Raw genomic sequence first — 18775 nt, 5'->3', positions numbered from 1 at the left:
GAGATATTTATGCAGGATTTTGTTCATTTGCACGTTCATACCCAGTACTCCCTCCTCGATGGTCAGGCCAGCGTAAGCGCGTTGGTGGATAAGGCTATGAAGGATGGAATGAAAGGGATAGCCGTGACTGACCACGGTAATATGTTCGGCATTAAAGAGTTCACAAATTACGTTAACAAGAAGAATGGCGGGCCGAAGGGAGAGATTAAAGATCTCAAAAAGCGGATAGCCGGTATTGAAAGTGGTGAGATAGCTTGCGAAGACAAAGACGCGGAACTTGCTGATTGTCGTGCGAAGCTTGCGGAAGCGGAAAATAAATTGTTCAAGCCGATAATCGGTTGTGAGATGTATGTGGCACGCCGCACCATGGATAAGAAAGAAGGTAAACCCGACCAGAGCGGTTGGCACTTGATTGTGTTGGCTAAGAATGAGAAAGGATATCATAATTTGATAAAATTGGTATCCAGAGCCTGGACAAAAGGATATTATATGCGTCCGCGTACAGACCGTAGCGAACTGGAAAAGTATCATGAAGGATTGATCGTCTGTTCAGCTTGTATTGGTGGTGAGGTGCCTAAAAAGATACTTAACGACCAATTGGAAGATGCGGAAGAAGCCGTGCGTTGGTACAAAAATCTTTTTGGTGAAGATTATTATCTGGAGTTGCAACGCCATAAGGCAACCGTGCCCCGTGCCAATCACGAAGCTTATCCGCTACAGCAGAGGGCGAATGCCAAGCTGATAGAGTTTGCCAAAAAATACAATATCAAACTTATTTGCTCCAACGACGTTCACTTTGTAAACGAGGAACATGCTGAGGCGCACGACCGTTTGATCTGTCTGAGTACGGGTAAAGATCTGGATGACCCTAAACGCATGCTTTATACCAAACAGGAGTGGATGAAGACAAAAGCTGAAATGAATGAATTATTTGCAGACATTCCCGAGGCTTTGTCCAATACGCTGGAAATCCTAAATAAGGTAGAATATTATTCAATCGATCATGCGCCTATCATGCCGACTTTTGCTATTCCTGAAGATTTCGGAACAGAAGAAGGGTATCGGCAAAAATATACTGAGAAGGATTTGTTTGATGAGTTCACTCAGGACGAAAATGGCAATGTAGTATTAAGTGAAGAGGCAGCTAAGGCTAAAATCAAACGCTTGGGCGGATATGAAAAGTTATATCGTATAAAATTAGAAGCGGACTACCTTGCCAAACTTACTTTTGACGGTGCTAAAATATTCTATGGTGATCCTCTGTCCGAAGAAGTAATGGAGCGATTGAAGTTTGAACTTTACATTATGAAGACGATGGGTTTCCCAGGGTACTTCCTTATTGTACAGGACTTCATTGCTGCCGGGCGTAATATGGGTGTCTCGGTAGGTCCGGGACGTGGGTCAGCAGCCGGTTCGGCAGTAGCGTATTGCTTGCAGATTACAAAAATCGACCCCATTAAATATGACTTGCTGTTTGAGCGTTTCTTGAACCCCGACCGTATCTCCTTGCCTGATATCGATATCGACTTTGATGATGACGGACGTGGTGAAGTACTTCGCTGGGTGACACAAAAGTACGGTCAGGAAAAAGTGGCGCATATTATCACATATGGTACGATGGCTACCAAACTTGCTATCAAGGACGTGGCCCGTGTGCAGAAACTTCCTCTGTCGGAATCTGACCGTTTGGCCAAATTGGTTCCTGATAAGATACCTGATAAAAAGCTGAACCTGCGGAATGCTATTGATTATGTTCCTGAATTGCAGGCGGCTGAGGCTTCTCCCGATCCTTTGGTGCGTGATACGCTGAAATATGCCAAAATGCTAGAAGGTAACGTACGCGGTACGGGTGTGCATGCCTGCGGTACGATTATTTGTCGTGACGACATTACCGACTGGGTGCCTGTAAGTACGGCCGATGATAAAGAAACGGGTGAAAAGATGCTCGTTACTCAATATGAAGGTTCGGTAATTGAAGATACAGGCTTGATCAAGATGGACTTCCTGGGATTGAAAACATTGTCAATCATCAAGGAAGCCGTAGAGAATATTCGCCTGCACCGCAAGTTGGAGTTGAATATAGATAAAGTGCCTATTGACGATCCTGCTACTTATAAACTATATAGTGATGGGCGTACGATTGGTACATTCCAGTTTGAGTCTGCCGGTATGCAGAAATATCTGCGTGAGTTGCAACCTTCTACTTTTGAAGACTTGATTGCAATGAATGCTCTCTATCGTCCGGGACCTATGGATTACATTCCGGATTTTATCGACCGTAAGCATGGGCGGAAACCGATTGAGTACGATATTCCTGTCATGGAGAAATACCTGAAGGATACGTATGGTATTACGGTATATCAGGAACAGGTGATGCTTCTGTCCCGTCTGTTGGCTGACTTCACTCGTGGTGAGTCCGATGCCCTGCGTAAGGCGATGGGTAAAAAGCTACGTGACAAACTGGATCATATGAAACCTAAGTTCGTTGAAGGCGGACGTAAGAACGGACATGATCCGAAAGTACTTGAAAAGATTTGGGGAGACTGGGAAAAGTTTGCATCTTATGCTTTTAACAAGTCTCATGCTACTTGCTATTCATGGGTAGCTTATCAGACGGCTTATCTGAAAGCTAATTACCCTGCCGAGTACATGGCAGCCGTAATGAGTCGAAGTTTGTCGAACATTACCGATATCACTAAACTGATGGACGAATGTAAGGCTATGGGTATCAAAGTTCTTGGTCCGGATGTGAATGAGAGTAATCTGAAGTTCACTGTTAACCCGGAAGGAAATATTCGTTTTGGTCTCGGTGCAGTGAAAGGTGTGGGCGAAGGTGCCGTGCTGAATATCATGGAAGAACGTGAGAAGAATGGTCCTTTCAAAGGTATATTCGACTTTGTGCAACGCGTCAATCTGACAGCTTGTAATAAGAAGAATCTGGAATGTCTGGCTCTGGCAGGAGGTTTCGATGAGTTCCCGGAATTGAAACGCGAGCAATATTTTGCCGTGAATTCTAAGAATGAAGTTTTCATGGAAACTTTGGTACGTTATGGTAACCGTTATCAGGCAGATCAGGCAGCTGCCGCCAATTCCTTGTTCGGTGGTGAGAATGTAGTTGATATAGCTACTCCCGAAATTCCTGAAGCTGAACGCTGGAGTGATCTGGATCGTCTGAACAGGGAACGTGATCTAGTGGGTATCTATCTTTCCGCTCATCCGCTGGATGAATATTCGGTTGTGTTACAACATGTTTGCAATACGCGTATGGCTGAACTGGAAGACAAAGCGGCACTTGCCGGACGTGAAATAACGATGGGAGGAATTGTAACTTCTGTACGCCGGGGCATCAGTAAGAATGGTAATCCTTACGGCATTGCTAAGATTGAAGACTATTCCGGTTCGGCGGAACTTCCTTTCTTTGGTAATGACTGGGTGACCTATCAGGGGTATCTGGGTGAACGTACTTTCCTCTTTATAAAAGCGCGTTGCCAGCCTAAACAGTGGCGGCAGGATGAATTGGAAGTAAAAATTACTTCTATGGAATTGTTGCCGGATGTAAAGGAGAAGTTGATTTCCAAAATTACCATTCTGATACCGCTTTCCGTGCTGAACCAAGCTTTGGTTACAGAGCTTGCGGCGCTAATGAAAGGGAATCCCGGAACGACGGAACTTTATTTCAAAGTGAGTGATCCTGATAGTAAGACAGTGGTAGATATGATTTCCCGTCCGGTGAAACTTTCCGTAGGACGTGAGTTAATCTCTTATTTAAATGATCGTCCGGAACTGGAATTCCGGATAAATTAGTATCTTTGCTTCCATAAAGATTTTGACAGTAATCATTAAACATTAAATAATTAATCAATAACGCAATGGCTTTAGAAATTACAGACAGCAACTATAAGGAGATCCTTGCAGAGGGTAAACCTGTAGTGATTGACTTTTGGGCCCCGTGGTGTGGTCCTTGTAAAATGGTAGGTCCTATCATTGAAGAATTGGCAGAAACATACGAAGGACAGGTTCTCATCGGTAAGTGCGATGTAGACGAAAATGGCGATGTAGCTGCTGAATACGGTATTCGTAACATCCCTACTGTACTATTCTTCAAAAACGGTGAGTTGGTTGACAAACAGGTAGGTTCTGCTTCCAAATCGGCTTTTGATGATAAGATAAAAAAGATGTTCCTCTAAGGAGCATAATATAAATAAGGTATTAACCCTTAAAAAACTAACTATTATGGGACTGGAAGACGATTTCTTAAAGGATGATCTCGATGACGAAAAAACCATCGAATACATCAAGAATTATTTGCCGCAGGAGTTAAAAGAGAAGTTCTCTGACGACGAATTCTATTATTTCCTCGATTTGATTGACGAGTATTATTCTGAAAGCGGCATTCTGGATGTAGAGCCGGACGAAGAAGGATGTGTCGAAGTGGATCTGGGGCAAATCGTGGATTACATCATCAAGGAAGCCCACAAAGACGAGATGGGTGACTATGATCCGGAAGAAATCCTGTTCGTGGTTCAAGGTGAACTGGAATATACGGAGTCATTGGATGATGATGAAGAATAGAAAGGTTCAGTTAAGTAAAAAAGGAGTCCGGACAGTTTGTCCGGACTTTTTTTGTGGAATTATTCCACACTTGTAGAGCTGATTCTACACTCTTCATTATTCTTGTTAAGTCATTTAATGCGTTGGCTATGAATAATAAAGGTACAGCCATCGAACTTTGGCACGCCAGTTGTGTTTTTTATTTATAGGGTTTTTAACATTAACATAAACAGAGAGCTTATGAAATCGTTTTTTAAGAAGAGAGAAATCAGAATAACGAAAAGGCAGGCAGTGATTGCCGCAATAGCTGTAGTGGTGTTGGTAGCAATTTATTGGTTTATTACCCACCGACCGGCACCTGCACCGGATCTTCCGGTGGTAGCCGTGGAACCGGTGATACAGGACGACGTGGAAATCTATGGTGAATATGTAGGACGTGTCCGTGCCCAGCAATTTGTAGAAGTCCGCGCCCGTGTAGAAGGGTATCTGGAAAATATGCTTTTTGAAGAGGGTACCTATGTGACGAAGAATCAGGTATTGTTTGTAATCAACCGCGACCAATATGCCGCGAAGGCAGACAAGGCGCGTGCACAACTAAAAAAGGATGAGGCGCAGGTACGCAAGGCACAGAACGACCTGGAGCGTATCCGTCCTTTATATGAACAGAATGCTGCCAGTAGGTTGGATTTGGATAATGCAGTGGCTGCCTATGAAACGGCTGAAGCAAGTGTTGCTATGAGTCAGGCTGATCTGGATCAGGCCGAGCTGGAATTAGGATATACCATTGTTCGCTCACCGCTTGCAGGGCATATCAGTGAACGATATGTAGACCTTGGTACGCTGGTGGGGACGGGTGGTAAATCCTTGCTTGCTACTATTGTAAAGAGTGATACAGTACTGGTAGATTTTAGCATGACAGCATTGGATTACCTGAAAACCAAAGAGCGTAATGTGAATCTGGGACAAAAGGATTCTACCCGTTCCTGGCAGCCCAATATTTCTATAACACTGGCAGATAACACTGTTTATCCCTTCAAAGGTTTGGTTGACTTTGCTGAACCGCAGGTTGACCCACGTACCGGTACATTCTCTGTTCGTGCCGAAATGCCCAATCCAAAACATGTATTACTTCCGGGACAGTTCACTAAAGTGAAGCTCTTGCTGGATGTACGGGAGAATGCAACAGTAGTTCCCCTGAAATCCGTTATCATCGAAAAAGGTGGTGCTTACGTGTTTGTAATGCGCCGTGATTCTACTGTAGAACGTCGTTTTATAGAGTTAGGACCTGAATTCCAGAACCAGGTGGTGGTGGAGAGAGGTCTGGTGCCGGGTGAGACAATAGTGGTGGAAGGATACCACAAACTAAGCCCGGGTATAAAAGTTAAGGTTAACAATGCCCTGTTGAAGAAAGAAGATGAAGATCAAAGTCAGACACCGGATTCGGCTAAGACTGAAAAGTAATTGACGAACATAAAACAGACGCATATGAAAGTAAGTTTCTTTATAGACAGACCGGTATTCTCGGCTGTCATCTCCATACTGATTGTCATTGTGGGTATCATCGGATTGACGATGCTTCCCATTGACCAATATCCGCAGATTACGCCACCGGTGGTGAAGATTAGTGCTTCGTATCCCGGTGCCAGTGCACTGACAGTATCACAGGCGGTAGCTACACCTATCGAACAAGAATTGAATGGAACACCGGGAATGCTCTATATGGAGTCCAACAGTTCCAATTCCGGTGGTTTTTCCGCTACAGTGACATTTGATATTTCGGCTGACCCCGATTTGGCGGCAGTAGAAATACAGAACCGTTTGAAACTGGCGGAGTCCCGTCTTCCGGCAGAAGTGGTACAGAACGGTATATCCGTAGAAAAACAGGCAGCCAGCCAGTTAATGACTATCTGTCTGATGTCTTCCGACCCGAAGTTTGATGAAATCTATTTGAGTAACTTCGCTACACTGAACGTACTCGATTTGCTTCGTCGTATTCCAGGTGTAGGGCGTGTCTCCAATATTGGTAGCCGCTACTATGCAATGCAGATTTGGGTGCAACCGGACAAATTGGCAAACTTCGGACTGACCGTAGCCGATTTGCAGAATGCTCTGAAAGATCAGAACCGTGAGTCCGCGGCCGGTGTGCTGGGGCAACAACCTGTACAAGGATTGGATATTACCATTCCTATTACGACTCAGGGACGTCTTTCTACTGTAGGGCAGTTTGAAGAAATCGTAGTTCGTGCGAATGCGGATGGTTCCATTGTTCGTTTGCGCGACGTGGCACGCATCTCGCTGGAGGCGTCTTCATACAATACGGAGAGTAGCATCAATGGCGAAAATGCAGCGGTGTTAGGCATTTATATGCTTCCGGGTGCCAATGCTATGGAAGTGGCAGAGAATGTGAAAAAGGCGATGGATGAAATCAGCAGTAACTTCCCTGACGGATTGAGTTACGAGATTCCGTTTGATATGACGACATATATTTCAGAGTCTATTCACGAAGTATATAAGACTTTGTTTGAAGCGTTGATACTGGTAATTATCGTGGTATTCCTGTCACTGCAAAGCTGGCGTGCTACACTTATTCCGATTGTGGCAGTACCTATTTCCCTGATTGGTACGTTCGGTTTCATGCTGATATTCGGCTTTTCGCTCAATATACTTACATTGCTTGGATTGGTACTTGCCATCGGTATTGTGGTGGATGACGCTATTGTGGTAGTGGAGAACGTAGAGCGCATTATGCACGAAGAGAAACTACCACCTTACGAGGCTACGAAAAAAGCGATGGAAGGATTGACGGGAGCGATTATTGCTACGTCTCTGGTATTGGCGGCTGTGTTTGTACCGGTTAGTTTCCTTGGTGGTATCACAGGGCAGCTTTATCGTCAATTCACGGTGACAATTGTGGTTTCCGTATTACTTTCTACGGTGGTTGCATTGACTTTGAGCCCGGTAATGTGTTCGTTGATATTGAAACCGGAATCGCATAAGCGAAAGAATATCGTATTCCGTTATATTAACTATGCACTGAATATGGGCAACCGTAAATATGTTCGCCAGATTTCACGTGTGATAGGAAATCCTCGCAGAGTACTGGCTGCATTTGGTGTGGTACTGGTAGCCATCTTACTGATAAACCGCCTGATACCGACCAGTTTCTTACCCGTGGAAGATCAGGGTTACTTCAAAGTGGAACTGGAATTGCCTGAAGGTGCTACACTGGAGCGTACACGTACCGTGTCAGAGCGTGCAGTGGAGTATCTGATGTTGAATCCGGCTGTAGAGTATGTGCAGAGCGTAGTGGGTAGCAGCCCTCGTGTAGGCAGCAGCCAGGCACGTAGCGAACTGACGGTTATTATGAAGCCGTGGGGTGCGCGTGACGGACAAACCATTGACGAGGTGATGGCACAAGTGAAAAAGGATTTGCAGGAATATCCTGAGTGTAAAGTATATCTTTCCACACCGCCGGTTATTCCGGGATTGGGAAGCTCGGGTGGTTTCGAAATGCAGCTTGAGGCACGTGGAGATGCCACATTCGATAATCTGGTGCAGGCTACGGATACATTGATGTATTATGCATCGCAGCGTAAGGAGCTATCCGGACTGTCATCATCTTTACAGGCGGATATTCCGCAACTCTATTTCGACGTAGATCGTGATAAGGTAAAACTGGCGGGAGTGCCGTTGGCAGATGTCTTTTCAACCATGAAGGCTTATACAGGTTCGGTATATGTGAACGACTTCAATATGTTCAATCGTATCTATCGTGTATATATTCAGGCTGAAGCACCTTATCGGGAACACAAAGAAAATATCAACCTGTTCTTTGTACGTGGGGCGGATAATGTAATGATACCGTTGACTTCTCTCGGAACCACTTCCTATACCACGGGACCGGGTAGCATCAAACGTTTCAATATGTTCAACAGTGCCGTAATTCGTGGTGGAGCGGCGGATGGTTACAGTTCCGGTCAGGCCATGGAAATCATTGAGCAGATAGCTCGCGAACACTTGCCGGAAAATATAGGTGTAGAATGGAGTGGACTTTCTTATCAGGAGAAACAGGCCGGAGGACAGACGGCAATGGTATTGGCATTGGTATTCCTGTTCGTATTCCTCTTCCTGGCAGCACTTTACGAAAGCTGGACAGTGCCCATTGCGGTGCTGCTTTCATTGCCCATTGCAGCGTTGGGAGCCTACCTCGGAGTGTGGCTGTGTGGATTGGAGAACGATGTCTATTTCCAGATCGGATTGGTAATGCTGGTCGGTCTGGCGGCAAAGAATGCTATTTTGATTGTAGAATTTGCCAAAGAACAAGTAGATCGTGGGGCGAATGTGGTTAAGGCGGCTTTACATGCATCGCAGCTGCGCTTCCGTCCTATCCTGATGACGTCATTGGCATTTATTCTCGGTATGTTGCCGATGGTTATTGCCAGCGGACCGGGCTCGGCAAGCCGTCAGGCTATTGGTACCGGTGTATTCTTTGGAATGATTTTAGCTGTGACGATAGGTATTCTTTTGGTACCGTTCTTCTTTGTACTGATTTATAAGGCGAAGGCAAAAGCGAAGAGTACGAATATTAAGAAAGTTACGAAGCGATTTAAACGATAAGTTATGAAAAGAAAATATACAATATATTACATGATGGCGTTGGTGTTATTGTTCAGTTCCTGCCAGTTGGGTAAACATTATGTACGTCCGGAACTGAACCTGCCGCAACAGCTTGACTCAACGGAACAGGACACGCTCTCTATCGCCGACCGGCAATGGTGGGAACTCTACACCGATACTACGTTGCAAGCGCTCATAGAGCGGACGCTCGAATATAATAAGGATATGAAGATAGCCGCCGCGCGGGTGAAGGAGCTGGCGGCAATGAAACGCATAGATTTTGCTAATCTTTTCCCGCAAGTCAGTGGTAAGTTGTATGCGGACAAGGAAGCGGAGAACTATGGCGGGGACAATTATGATTCGGACCGTAGCTATGAAGCAAAGGCAATCGTTTCATGGGAAGTGGACCTGTGGGGAAACCTGCGTTGGGCGAAAGATAAGAGTATGGCGGATTTCCTGGGTTCGATAGAGGCGCAACGGGCACTGAAAATGAGCCTGGTGGCAGAAGTGGCTCAGGCATACTTTGAACTGGTGGCTTTGGATAATGAACTGGCTATTGTTCGTCAGACACTGAATGCCCGTAAAGAAGGCGTGCGGTTGGCAAAGCTTCGTTTTGAAGGCGGACTTACCTCGGAAACCTCTTATCAACAGGCGCAGGTGGAATTTGCACGTACCGCGACGCTGGTTCCGGATCTGGAGCGAAAGATTTCCATTAAGGAGAATGACATTGCTTTCCTGGCAGGTGAATATCCGCGGAAGATAGAACGCTCGGTGTTGTCCGAAGAGGTGAAACTGCCGGAAAACCTTCCTGTAGGGCTTCCGTCCACATTGCTGGAACGCCGTCCGGATGTACGTCAGGCGGAACAGAAATTGATTGCGGCCAATGCGGCGGTAGGCCTTGCGTATACTAATATGTTTCCTCGTCTGGCTCTGACGGCACATTACGGTTTGGAGAGTGCGGAATTCTCTGATTTCCTGAAATCGCCCTATCATTTCCTGAGCGGTTCCTTGCTGACACCGTTGTTTGCGATGGGTAAGAACCGGGCGATGCTGAAAGCCAAGAAAGCGGCGTACGAACAGGAGGTTTACACTTACGAGAAATCAGTGCTGACGGCTTTCAAGGATGCGCGGAATGCAATTGTAGATTTCAATAAGATAAAGGATATTTATGAGTCGCGCCTGCAACTGGAACAAGCCGCGCAAACCAATGTGGAGTTGGCTCAGTTGCAGTATATCAATGGCGTAATCGGATATCTGGACGTGCTGGATGCACAACGTGGATATTTCGACGCCCAGATCGGATTGAGCAATGCGATACGGGATAAGCAGATCACACTGGTGCGACTGTATAAGGCACTTGGCGGGGGATGGCGGTAGCTGCCTATGCGTACACCCTGCATAGGTCTATGCGTACACCCTGCATAGGTCTATGCGGGCACCCTGCATAGGTCTATGTGTACACCCTGCATAGGTCTATGCAGACACCCTGCATAGTACGGCATCATTCCCTTGGCGTGTTCAGGAAGAAGAATGCGGACATTGCGATAAGAATCACTCCCAGTACGCCATAGAATAACCGGGCGCGCTGCCGTCCTACACTCTTTACGGCGAACTGTGTGTTGCGGGCGGTGAAGAACCACTCCCAGTCGAACACGGCCGCCAGCAGCGAGAGGATGCCGGCTACCGCGAATATACCTTGTACGATGTATTGGCTCATAAGCTATTAATCCGGTTTTTCTTCCATTGTCAACCTGCGCGAACCGTCTTCCTGTTCCTCAATAGTCACTTTAATGGTATTGCCCGGTAGCAGTTCCTCCACCAGTTCCGGCCATTCGATGAAACAGAGCGCACCACTGTAGAAGTAATCTTCGTATCCCATATCATATACTTCTTCCAGCTTCTTGATCCGATAGAAGTCGAAATGATAGATCAATTCTCCCGCTATGTCCGAACGATACTCATTGATAACGGCAAAGGTGGGTGATGTAACGACATCTTCAACGCCCAACTCCTGGCAAAGCGCCTTGATAAAAGTAGTTTTACCAGCTCCCATTTTTCCATAGAGAGCGAAAACGGTATTGTCGCCCATAGCGGCGATGAACTCGCGGGCGGCTTCATGGATATGGTCCAGAGATTGAATTTTAATTTCCATACTATATTTAATTATGATTTTACTTTCAGTTTCGTCCACTTAGTGTGATAAGTGGGATAATCATCTCTTCCATCGAAATGCCTCCATGCTGGAAAGTATCGGTGTAGTAGCTGACGTAATGGTTGTAATTATTGGGATAGGCAAAGAAATCCCGGCCTGTAGCGAAGATATAGCGCGTGCTCACGTTGGGTGAGGGGAGGTGTATCTCGGCGGGGCGGGTGATTTCAAACACCTGTTTGGGATTGTATGCCATGTTGCGTGACAGTTTGTATCGCAGGTTGGCATTGATTTCTTTACTGTTGCTTTGCACCTTTACCGGGTTGTCTACGCGAATGCTGCCGTGATCGGTGGTGATGATAACCCGGTACTGACGACTGGCAAGCGCTTTCAGCAAGTCGCTCAGCGGTGAATGGCGAAACCAGGAAAGGGTGATACTACGGTAGGCTGCCTCGGTAGAGGCGAGTTCGCGTATCATTTTGCTTTCCGTTCGGCTGTGGCTCAACATGTCGATAAAATTGAATACGGCAACATTGAGGTCATTCTGCGCTAAGGCGGGAAGTTGTGCCAGTAGACGTTCTGCACCGGAAGCATCATTAATTTTATGGTAAGAGAAGGTATCACTGCGGCGATAGCGCTCTATAATGGTACGTATCAGTGGGGCTTCATTCAGGTTTTTGTTTTCTTCTTCGTCCTCATCTATCCATAATTCGGGGAAAAGCTTGGCTATCTGGTCAGGCATCAGTCCGGAAAAGATGGCATTGCGGGCATATTGCGTGGCGGTGGGCAGAATGCTGAAATAGAGTTGTTCTTCAATGTTGAATAAGCCGGATAGCTCATTGGCAAGAACGCGCCATTGGTCGTACCGGAAATTATCAAGTACAATAAAGAAAATCTTTTCTCCTTTGTCCAGCAGAGGGAAAAGGATGCGTTTGAAAAGATCCGGGCTCATCAGAGGGCGGCCGGTGTTTTCCGAAGAGGGTTTGCGTGTGTTAGTTGCCCCTTTTTCGTCCGATACCCAGTCGGCATAGTGCTTCTTTATGAATTTGGCAAAGGCAGAATTGGCTTCTGCTTTCTGCATGGCAAGCATCTCGCTCATGGGACTGTCTGTAGCTTCCAATTCCAGTTCCCAGTATACCAGGCGGCGATACAATTCCATCCAGTCTGTTGCCGTCAGCGAGTCATTGATTTGCATGCCTATCTTACCGAAATTTTGTTGATAACCGGTTTGTGCGGCTTCGCTGACTATATCCCGACGATGCAGGTTCTTCTTTAGCGACAACAATATCTGGTTAGGATTGACGGGTTTGATCAGGTAATCCGCAATTTTTTTGTCCGATAGCCATGTCCATGATGTTTTCTTCTTCACTTTTGGTGATCATGACGACGGGGACGGTGGGGCAGATTTCTTTTATTAATGCCAGAGTTTGCAGACCGCTCAGTCCGGGCATGTTTTCGTCCAGAAAGATTAGGTCGTAGGTTGTAGCGCGGCAGCGATCCAGTGCATCCTGTCCGTTGGTTACGGTATCTACTTCGTAGCCTTTGCCTTCCAGAAACAGGATGTGCGGTCGCAACAAACTGATTTCATCGTCCACCCAAAGTAATCTGTCTTTCTTCATATCTGTTAGTTTTTTAGCTACAAGCTACGAGCTACGAGTATGGCGCGGCGACTTGTAGCTCATCACTGTCAGCTACGAGTATAGCGCCGCAACTTGTAGCTCGTCACTCGTCACTGTTTCACTCGCCAAAGATAACACCATTTTCCGGGTCGTCCTCTTCCGCAGGCAGATTTTCTTCTCTCTGCCGTTCTTCTTCCTTTGTCGGCAGGTTCAGCAGAGGTTCATCCAGTGTATAGCCTTTTAGTTCCGGTTCTGGTATGGAAGAGAAGTGTGTACGGTAGAAGGCATCATAATCATCGAAACTATATTGTTTGATTAATTGCGCATAGTTGGCCTCCGAGATGAGTATAGCACGCATACCACTGAGCCGTGCCGCCATTTCGGGATTTGCATAAAGTCGACGGAAATATTGCTGTGTTTCATCGTAATTGTTGAACGGACGAATTTGCAACATACCGATCCCCCGTTCGTGAGCAAATGCAAGGTCGAAGTTCTTAACCAGGAAAGTGGAGAAATTATAGCGTGCCACTTCAAACAGAAGCATATTCTCGTTTACTTTTCCTTCTTCATAAGCAAGGATAAAGAGGAACGGTACATTGCGCTCTGTGCTGAAAGCACTGTCCGGTGGGAGAATAGCGGTACTGCTCAAGCTATCGCCCAGCAGATTGCCTGCTTCGGCCAGTTCGGCATTCCGTCGTTGCCAGATAGAACCGAATGTATGGCTGTCACGTGCCAGCAGACGCCCTTCCTGTACGCCTTTCAGTATATGGGCGGCCAGATCGGTGATTTCGTTCTGCGGATATTGCTGTACAAGTTCTTTCAGAGTGGCGAGGAACCGTTCAGTTTCTCCTCCTTGCAGTCGGGTGACGGCTTCGAGGAACATAAACTTCGGGCGGTGTTGCCCTAATGGATATATTTCGGAAGAAAGATGTTCGGCAGCCCGCACGGTGGCTGTGTCGCCCATCTGGAAATGCTCATAAGCACGGACATAGAGTGAATCTTCGCGTTGTTTACCATGTATGGCATTCTCTGCGAAATCCGGGTCAGCCAGTGTCTTGGCATAACGGCTTTCGGGGAATCGGGCGATAAGTTCGGCTTTATATTTTTCAGCGGAACTGCCTTTTTTCTCATAATATCCTATAGCCAATTCCGTCAGGAATAACTGATAATAGGCTTCATCAGCTTGCGCGAAGTCCGGGAACTGCCGGATGAGCCTTTCGAACATGGCTTCTGCCCGTCGGAAATCGTGCATACGATCCTTGAAGACTATTCCGGCACCGTATAAGGCTTCCGATAGCAATGCGTTGGATGCCTGCATAGCCTCTTCTGTCAATGGAATCTGTGCCAGATAGTATTCCGGACGATGCGTGTCATTGGCGATACTGTCGGCAGTTCCCTCTTTAGAATCTTCTTTGGGGGATACAGGACTTTCTGTGGGTTCATTTTCCTGACTGTTCCGGATACTGTCTTTGGGGGTAATATCTTCCGGTTCACTGTAATCTACCTCTTCAAAATCGTCCAGTGCAACCACAGTCTTGTTTTTCCTTCGCCAGTTGTCTTCCAGTTTTCTGCGTCCCCACAAACGTTGGAACTCTGCTTTTCCCTGTTCCACTAATTGCGGATTATAAAAATACCAATCCTGTTTTCCGCCTATTGCCGGCTGGGTAGTTTGTGAAGTAGTGGTATTGCCTTGCCCCGGTTTGCTGATAATCGAAGTTGCAGGTAACTGACTTTCCGCTTCTTCCCGCATCTGCAGGCGGTTTGTTTCCCGCTCTGCTTCTTCGGCCGCCTTGCGTTCGGCTTCCTCCCGGGCGATGACCTGTGCAATGATGTTTTCTATGACGGCCATTCGTTCCGCCTCCGGCATCCCGGCAAGGTGCTGCAAACTATCCTGCAACTGTATGGTATTGGTATGAGGTACCAGTTCGTCCAATATTTCCGAACGGGTGGTAATGTCGGCATATTCCCGGTGTGTCTTATCTATCAATCCTATTGCCTCTGCATATGCTTTCTGCGCTTCGGCATAGCGTGCCTGCTGCCAGTACAAGTTTCCTAATGTCAGTTGAAGAATTCCTTTCTCCACACCATTACGGGTGCTCTTTTCTATTCCTTTGTGATATGCGGAAAGAGCCTGTGCCGTGTCTTTCCCGGCCAGGTAAACATTACCCAATGCATAGTAAATCTGATCCAGATACTCTTCGTTTTTCTCGTCTTTGCTCAGCCGCAGTAGCTTTCCTGTTATCTTACGGCTATTGGCGGTGGGCATCACTTCCGTCTGGCGGATACGGGCACTCAATGCCAGTTCGTACGGAGGGTTGAGACGAATTACTTTGCTGTATGATTGATAAGCTTGTTCCGGTTGTTGCAATAGCTGGTAAGTCTGTCCCAGGAGATAATAGCATCGCGCTTTTTGCTGCTTGTTCTTCTCGTTTTTGGCGGTCTTTTCCAAATGGGGGATGGCTTCTTTGTATCGCTGACTGCCCAACAGGTAGTTTCCTGTTGCCGAAGCATAAGGGACTGCCAGTGATAGCGGCAGACTATCGTTATTTACCCGGTTCAGAGCGTCTTCCGCATCGTATTGCCAGCCCAGAGCTGAGTAGCAGCGGGATAGCCAGATCAGAGCTTCGGAAGTGATGCTCGTCTGTCCGTCATAGAGGCGCACGATATAAGAAAAGGTTGAGGCAGCTTCCGGGAAATCTCCTTTCTGATATTGTGCTTTTCCCAACAGCAGCCATGCACGGTGTATGAAAGGATTGAACTCCCGACGCGCCAGCCATTTTTTGTATTCGTCCGTGTATGCCCGTCCTGGTTTACGTATGGGGCGTCGCTTGATAGAATGCTGACGAATGGCTTTTTGCGCTTTCTCAATGGCTCGCTCATAGTCGGAAGTACCGATACCTGTAGTTTCTTTATTGCCGATGGGATAGAGGGGGAGCATTTCCATGTAGTTATCCTTATTCCCTTGTTGCTGTGCCTGCAATCCGGCTTTATAAGCTTCGTTTCCGTTGAAGTAGACGTTGTAACGGGTGGTTAGGGCATGATAGAAGCGTGTGCCGGCTGTATTCTTTCGGGTAGAACATCCGGTAATGAGCATCAAAGTGACTAAGATGCCAGTGAGGAGGATTGCTTTGCGTTTCAACTATGCCAGTAAGTTTTACGGGTTCTGCGTTTTCTGCCGTAAAGATAAATAAAAACTCTTTCCCAGCTTACATACTACGTATATAATGATGGAAAAGAAGATGATAGCTGCACCGGAAGGAACGTTGAGATAATAGGATATCATTAATCCGCCCAGGCAACTGAGATAACCGATGCCGATGGATAGCCAGATAATGCGGTGGAAACGATGCGTAAACAAATTCGCAGTCATTTGTGGGATGGTGAGCAGGGAAATAACCAGCACAATGCCTACCATGCGCAGACATGCCACAATGGTCAGTGCAATGAACATCATCAGCACATATTCGAATATTTGTACGGGAATGCCTTGTGAACGTGCAAATTCCCGGTCGAAAGCAACGTAAATAATCGGACGCAGGTATAGGATAAAGAAAATAGCCAGTATCACTGCAAGTCCCGCAAGCAAGGCGATGTCTCCGAATGTAATCGTCAGTATATTACCGAACAGATAAGCTGACAAATCGGGTGCGAACCCGGGTGAAAGAAAAGTGAACATGATACCCAATGCCATCCCCAGCGTCCAGAATACCGCGATAGCTGAGTCTTCGCGCATATCATTGCGTTTGCTAAGCCACTCCACACCAAAAGCGGACAATACCGCAAACACTCCGGCTGCCAAAATGGGAGAAATTCCTGTATATAATCCCAGACCAATTCCTCCGAAAGAGGCATGTGTCAGTCCGCCACTAATGAACACCAGTCGCCTCGTTACGATATACGTACCGATAAGTCCGCAAACAATGCTTGCCAGCAAACTGCCGATGAGGGCATGTTGAAAGAAGGTGTATTGTAGTAGATCCACTTTAAAATCTCCTCTCTCCTATAATCAGGAATATTTCATCTTTGATATTGTTTGGCAGAGCTATTCCACGCAGTTGCAAACTGCGTACCCATCCGGCAACGTCGATGTCCTGCATCGTATAGAATACGTCCCTGAATTCATCTTCCTGTTCAGGAGTGTAATCTTCGGGGGCAATGCCGATGTACTTGTCCAGTTCTTCATCATCGTAGTACTCTATCTTTTTGCTGACGGCAGCTAACAGACTGTCCCGTTCGCATATTTCGTGCTGTCCGCAGCATTCTGCGTCGGCCTCTTTCACTTCAGGCATGGCATCCAGTTCTCCGCGCTCTATTTTCTTTTGTAAGCGTTGGTTACGGATGTATCCTGCCAAAAGGGCGATACAGACAAGTACAATAAGACTTATAATTAATATCCACATAGTTTTTTTAATTAAGAATGAAGAATTAAGAATTACTTAGTGGTATGCTTGCGTAGCGCAGCCAAATTCTTCATTCTTCATTTAATTATCTCAATTCCGAACCCTACCTGTTTCAAATCCTCCCAATATCCTGGATAAGACTTGGAAACTACCTGCGGATCAGCAATCCGTATGGATGGCATCCGCAGGATGGCGGGTGCAAATGCCATTGCCATCCGGTGATCTTCATAAGTCGCAATAACGGGATGGGATTCCGGTTCGCAGCGCTCACCGTTCCAGATTAATATACTATCCTGTTCCGATTTTACCACGTATCCCAGTTTATGCAATTCCGTGATAAGCGCCTGAATGCGGTCGGTTTCCTTTATCTTCAAGCTCTGCAATCCGGTAAATCGGAAAGGTATGTTCATTAAACAACAAGTCACAACGAAAGTTTGTGCCAAGTCGGGTATATCCACTAAATCTTCCTTTAAACAGGCAACGGGAGTTCCCATCTTAGTCAGTACCACTCCTTGGTCGGTATATGTGGTGTGTACACCGAGTCTGACAAATATTTCAGCTCCCCGGCTGTCGCCCTGATAGCTGCGTGGGAGAAGTCCGGGTAATTTTATTTCCGTTTTTGTAGATTCCTTTTTTTCATTATCCTGAATTAAGGCAACCATCTGATACCAGTAAGAAGCACCGCTCCAGTCACTTTCTACTGTGAAAGGAATGTCTCTGTACTTTCCCGGATGGACGGTGATACTACTTTCAGAACTCCAGGCAGCGTCTGCACCGAATTCTTTCATCAGTTGTAGCGTTAGATTAATGTAAGGGCGGGAAATGATTTCTCCTGTAAGATTCAGTCTCAATCCATTTTTCAGGATGGGACCGATCATTAGTAAAGCAGATATATATTGTGAGCTGACATTTCCGGCAAGGCTGATTTCCTCGCCTGTTAATTCTGCACCTGTGATGCGCAAAGGAGGGAAACCTTCTTTTCCGGCATACTCTATCTGTGCACCCAGTTCACGTAAGGCATCCACCAGAATACGTATGGGGCGTTGTTGCATCCGTTCGGTACCGGTAATGATGCGTGTACCCGGTGTTACACTGAGGTAAGCCGTGAGAAAACGCATGGCGGTTCCGGCGGCAAGAATGTCGATATGTCCGGGATTCCCGTCCAGTGCTTTTATCATGACACGGGTGTCATCGCAATCGCTCAAATTGCTTGGTGCGATATGCCCTTGGGCTAAGGCGTGTAATATCAAAGCCCGGTTACTGATACTTTTGGAAGCCGGGAGCTGGATAGTGGTATGCAAAGTGGCTGGTGCCGAAAGTTTATAGCGCATAGTTGTATTCCTTCTTAAATGTAATAGCTGGTTTACAGGCTACAAAAGTACGATAAATATCTGAATAAAGAAACTTGAGTTACATGACTTCTATCCGAACTGTGCACA

General features: G+C 46.5%; 12 protein-coding genes and 1 pseudogene. 6 read left to right on the top strand and 7 right to left on the bottom strand.

The window, feature by feature from the left end:
• The first annotated feature begins 9 nt into the window (after positions 1-9).
• The 6 genes from dnaE to BN161_RS19975 all read left to right on the top strand — a co-directional run bounded on the left by dnaE (position 10) and on the right by BN161_RS19975 (position 10545).
• On the top strand, positions 10-3804 hold the full coding sequence (dnaE, locus tag BN161_RS20000) for a DNA polymerase III subunit alpha (protein ID WP_044269625.1): 3795 nt from the start codon (positions 10-12) through the stop codon (positions 3802-3804).
• A gap of 65 nt (positions 3805-3869) precedes the next feature.
• Entirely contained in the window at positions 3870-4187 is a 318-nt protein-coding gene (gene trxA / locus BN161_RS19995; RefSeq protein ID WP_044269623.1) for a thioredoxin, read from the top strand.
• 46 nt (positions 4188-4233) lie between these two features.
• Complete coding sequence (locus BN161_RS19990; protein ID WP_007212268.1) at positions 4234-4572, top strand: hypothetical protein; 339 nt, start codon at positions 4234-4236, stop codon at positions 4570-4572.
• A gap of 219 nt (positions 4573-4791) precedes the next feature.
• Positions 4792-6012: an efflux RND transporter periplasmic adaptor subunit gene (locus BN161_RS19985; protein WP_044269620.1), complete on the top strand. Its 1221-nt coding sequence runs from the start codon at positions 4792-4794 to the stop codon at positions 6010-6012.
• 24 nt (positions 6013-6036) lie between these two features.
• Complete coding sequence (locus BN161_RS19980; protein ID WP_044269653.1) at positions 6037-9168, top strand: efflux RND transporter permease subunit; 3132 nt, start codon at positions 6037-6039, stop codon at positions 9166-9168.
• A gap of 3 nt (positions 9169-9171) precedes the next feature.
• Complete coding sequence (locus BN161_RS19975) at positions 9172-10545, top strand: efflux transporter outer membrane subunit (protein ID WP_044269619.1); 1374 nt, start codon at positions 9172-9174, stop codon at positions 10543-10545.
• Between the two features lie 124 nt (positions 10546-10669).
• Here the strand turns inward: BN161_RS19975 and BN161_RS19970 are convergent, their stop codons facing one another.
• The 7 genes and pseudogenes from BN161_RS19970 to BN161_RS19940 form a co-directional block, all read right to left on the bottom strand.
• The gene (locus BN161_RS19970) at positions 10670-10885 is read right to left on the bottom strand and encodes an immunity 17 family protein (RefSeq protein ID WP_044269616.1); all 216 of its coding nucleotides are present in this window, start codon (positions 10883-10885) and stop codon (positions 10670-10672) included.
• 6 nt (positions 10886-10891) lie between these two features.
• Positions 10892-11320, bottom strand: coding sequence for a tRNA (adenosine(37)-N6)-threonylcarbamoyltransferase complex ATPase subunit type 1 TsaE (tsaE, locus tag BN161_RS19965; RefSeq protein ID WP_044269615.1), 429 nt, complete (start codon positions 11318-11320; stop codon positions 10892-10894).
• A gap of 25 nt (positions 11321-11345) precedes the next feature.
• Positions 11346-12936 (bottom strand): annotated as a pseudogene (porX, locus tag BN161_RS19960) (T9SS response regulator signal transducer PorX).
• 118 nt (positions 12937-13054) lie between these two features.
• Positions 13055-16075 carry a type IX secretion system periplasmic lipoprotein PorW/SprE gene (gene porW, locus BN161_RS19955; protein WP_244436566.1) on the bottom strand — a complete coding sequence of 1007 codons (3021 nt, stop codon included), beginning with the start codon at positions 16073-16075 and terminating at the stop codon, positions 13055-13057.
• Positions 16076-16090: 15 nt separating this feature from the next.
• Positions 16091-16918, bottom strand: a complete 828-nt coding sequence (locus BN161_RS19950) for a metal ABC transporter permease (protein WP_026367615.1) — start codon at positions 16916-16918, stop codon at positions 16091-16093.
• Between the two features lies 1 nt (position 16919).
• Positions 16920-17336: a hypothetical protein gene (locus BN161_RS19945; RefSeq protein WP_044269611.1), complete on the bottom strand. Its 417-nt coding sequence runs from the start codon at positions 17334-17336 to the stop codon at positions 16920-16922.
• A 77-nt stretch (positions 17337-17413) separates the two neighbouring features.
• Entirely contained in the window at positions 17414-18667 is a 1254-nt protein-coding gene (locus BN161_RS19940) for a 3-phosphoshikimate 1-carboxyvinyltransferase (RefSeq protein WP_044269610.1), read from the bottom strand.
• Between the last annotated feature and the right edge of the window lie 108 nt (positions 18668-18775).

This window comes from Bacteroides timonensis (assembly GCF_000513195.1).
Lineage (GTDB): Bacteria > Bacteroidota > Bacteroidia > Bacteroidales > Bacteroidaceae > Bacteroides > Bacteroides timonensis.
Note: the sequence above shows the minus strand (reverse complement) of the source record. Positions and strands in the feature narration are given on the sequence as shown.

Excerpts from the sequence above, each read along its gene's own strand:
- dnaE (WP_044269625.1), top strand. The coding sequence starts at position 10 with ATGCAGGATTTTGTTCATTTGCACGTTCATACCCAGTACTCCCTCCTC.
- trxA (WP_044269623.1), top strand. The coding sequence starts at position 3,870 with ATGGCTTTAGAAATTACAGACAGCAACTATAAGGAGATCCTTGCAGAG.
- BN161_RS19990 (WP_007212268.1), top strand. The coding sequence starts at position 4,234 with ATGGGACTGGAAGACGATTTCTTAAAGGATGATCTCGATGACGAAAAA.
- BN161_RS19985 (WP_044269620.1), top strand. The coding sequence starts at position 4,792 with ATGAAATCGTTTTTTAAGAAGAGAGAAATCAGAATAACGAAAAGGCAG.
- BN161_RS19980 (WP_044269653.1), top strand. The coding sequence starts at position 6,037 with ATGAAAGTAAGTTTCTTTATAGACAGACCGGTATTCTCGGCTGTCATC.
- BN161_RS19975 (WP_044269619.1), top strand. The coding sequence starts at position 9,172 with ATGAAAAGAAAATATACAATATATTACATGATGGCGTTGGTGTTATTG.
- BN161_RS19970 (WP_044269616.1), bottom strand. The coding sequence starts at position 10,885 with ATGAGCCAATACATCGTACAAGGTATATTCGCGGTAGCCGGCATCCTC.
- tsaE (WP_044269615.1), bottom strand. The coding sequence starts at position 11,320 with ATGGAAATTAAAATTCAATCTCTGGACCATATCCATGAAGCCGCCCGC.
- BN161_RS19945 (WP_044269611.1), bottom strand. The coding sequence starts at position 17,336 with ATGTGGATATTAATTATAAGTCTTATTGTACTTGTCTGTATCGCCCTT.
- BN161_RS19940 (WP_044269610.1), bottom strand. The coding sequence starts at position 18,667 with ATGCGCTATAAACTTTCGGCACCAGCCACTTTGCATACCACTATCCAG.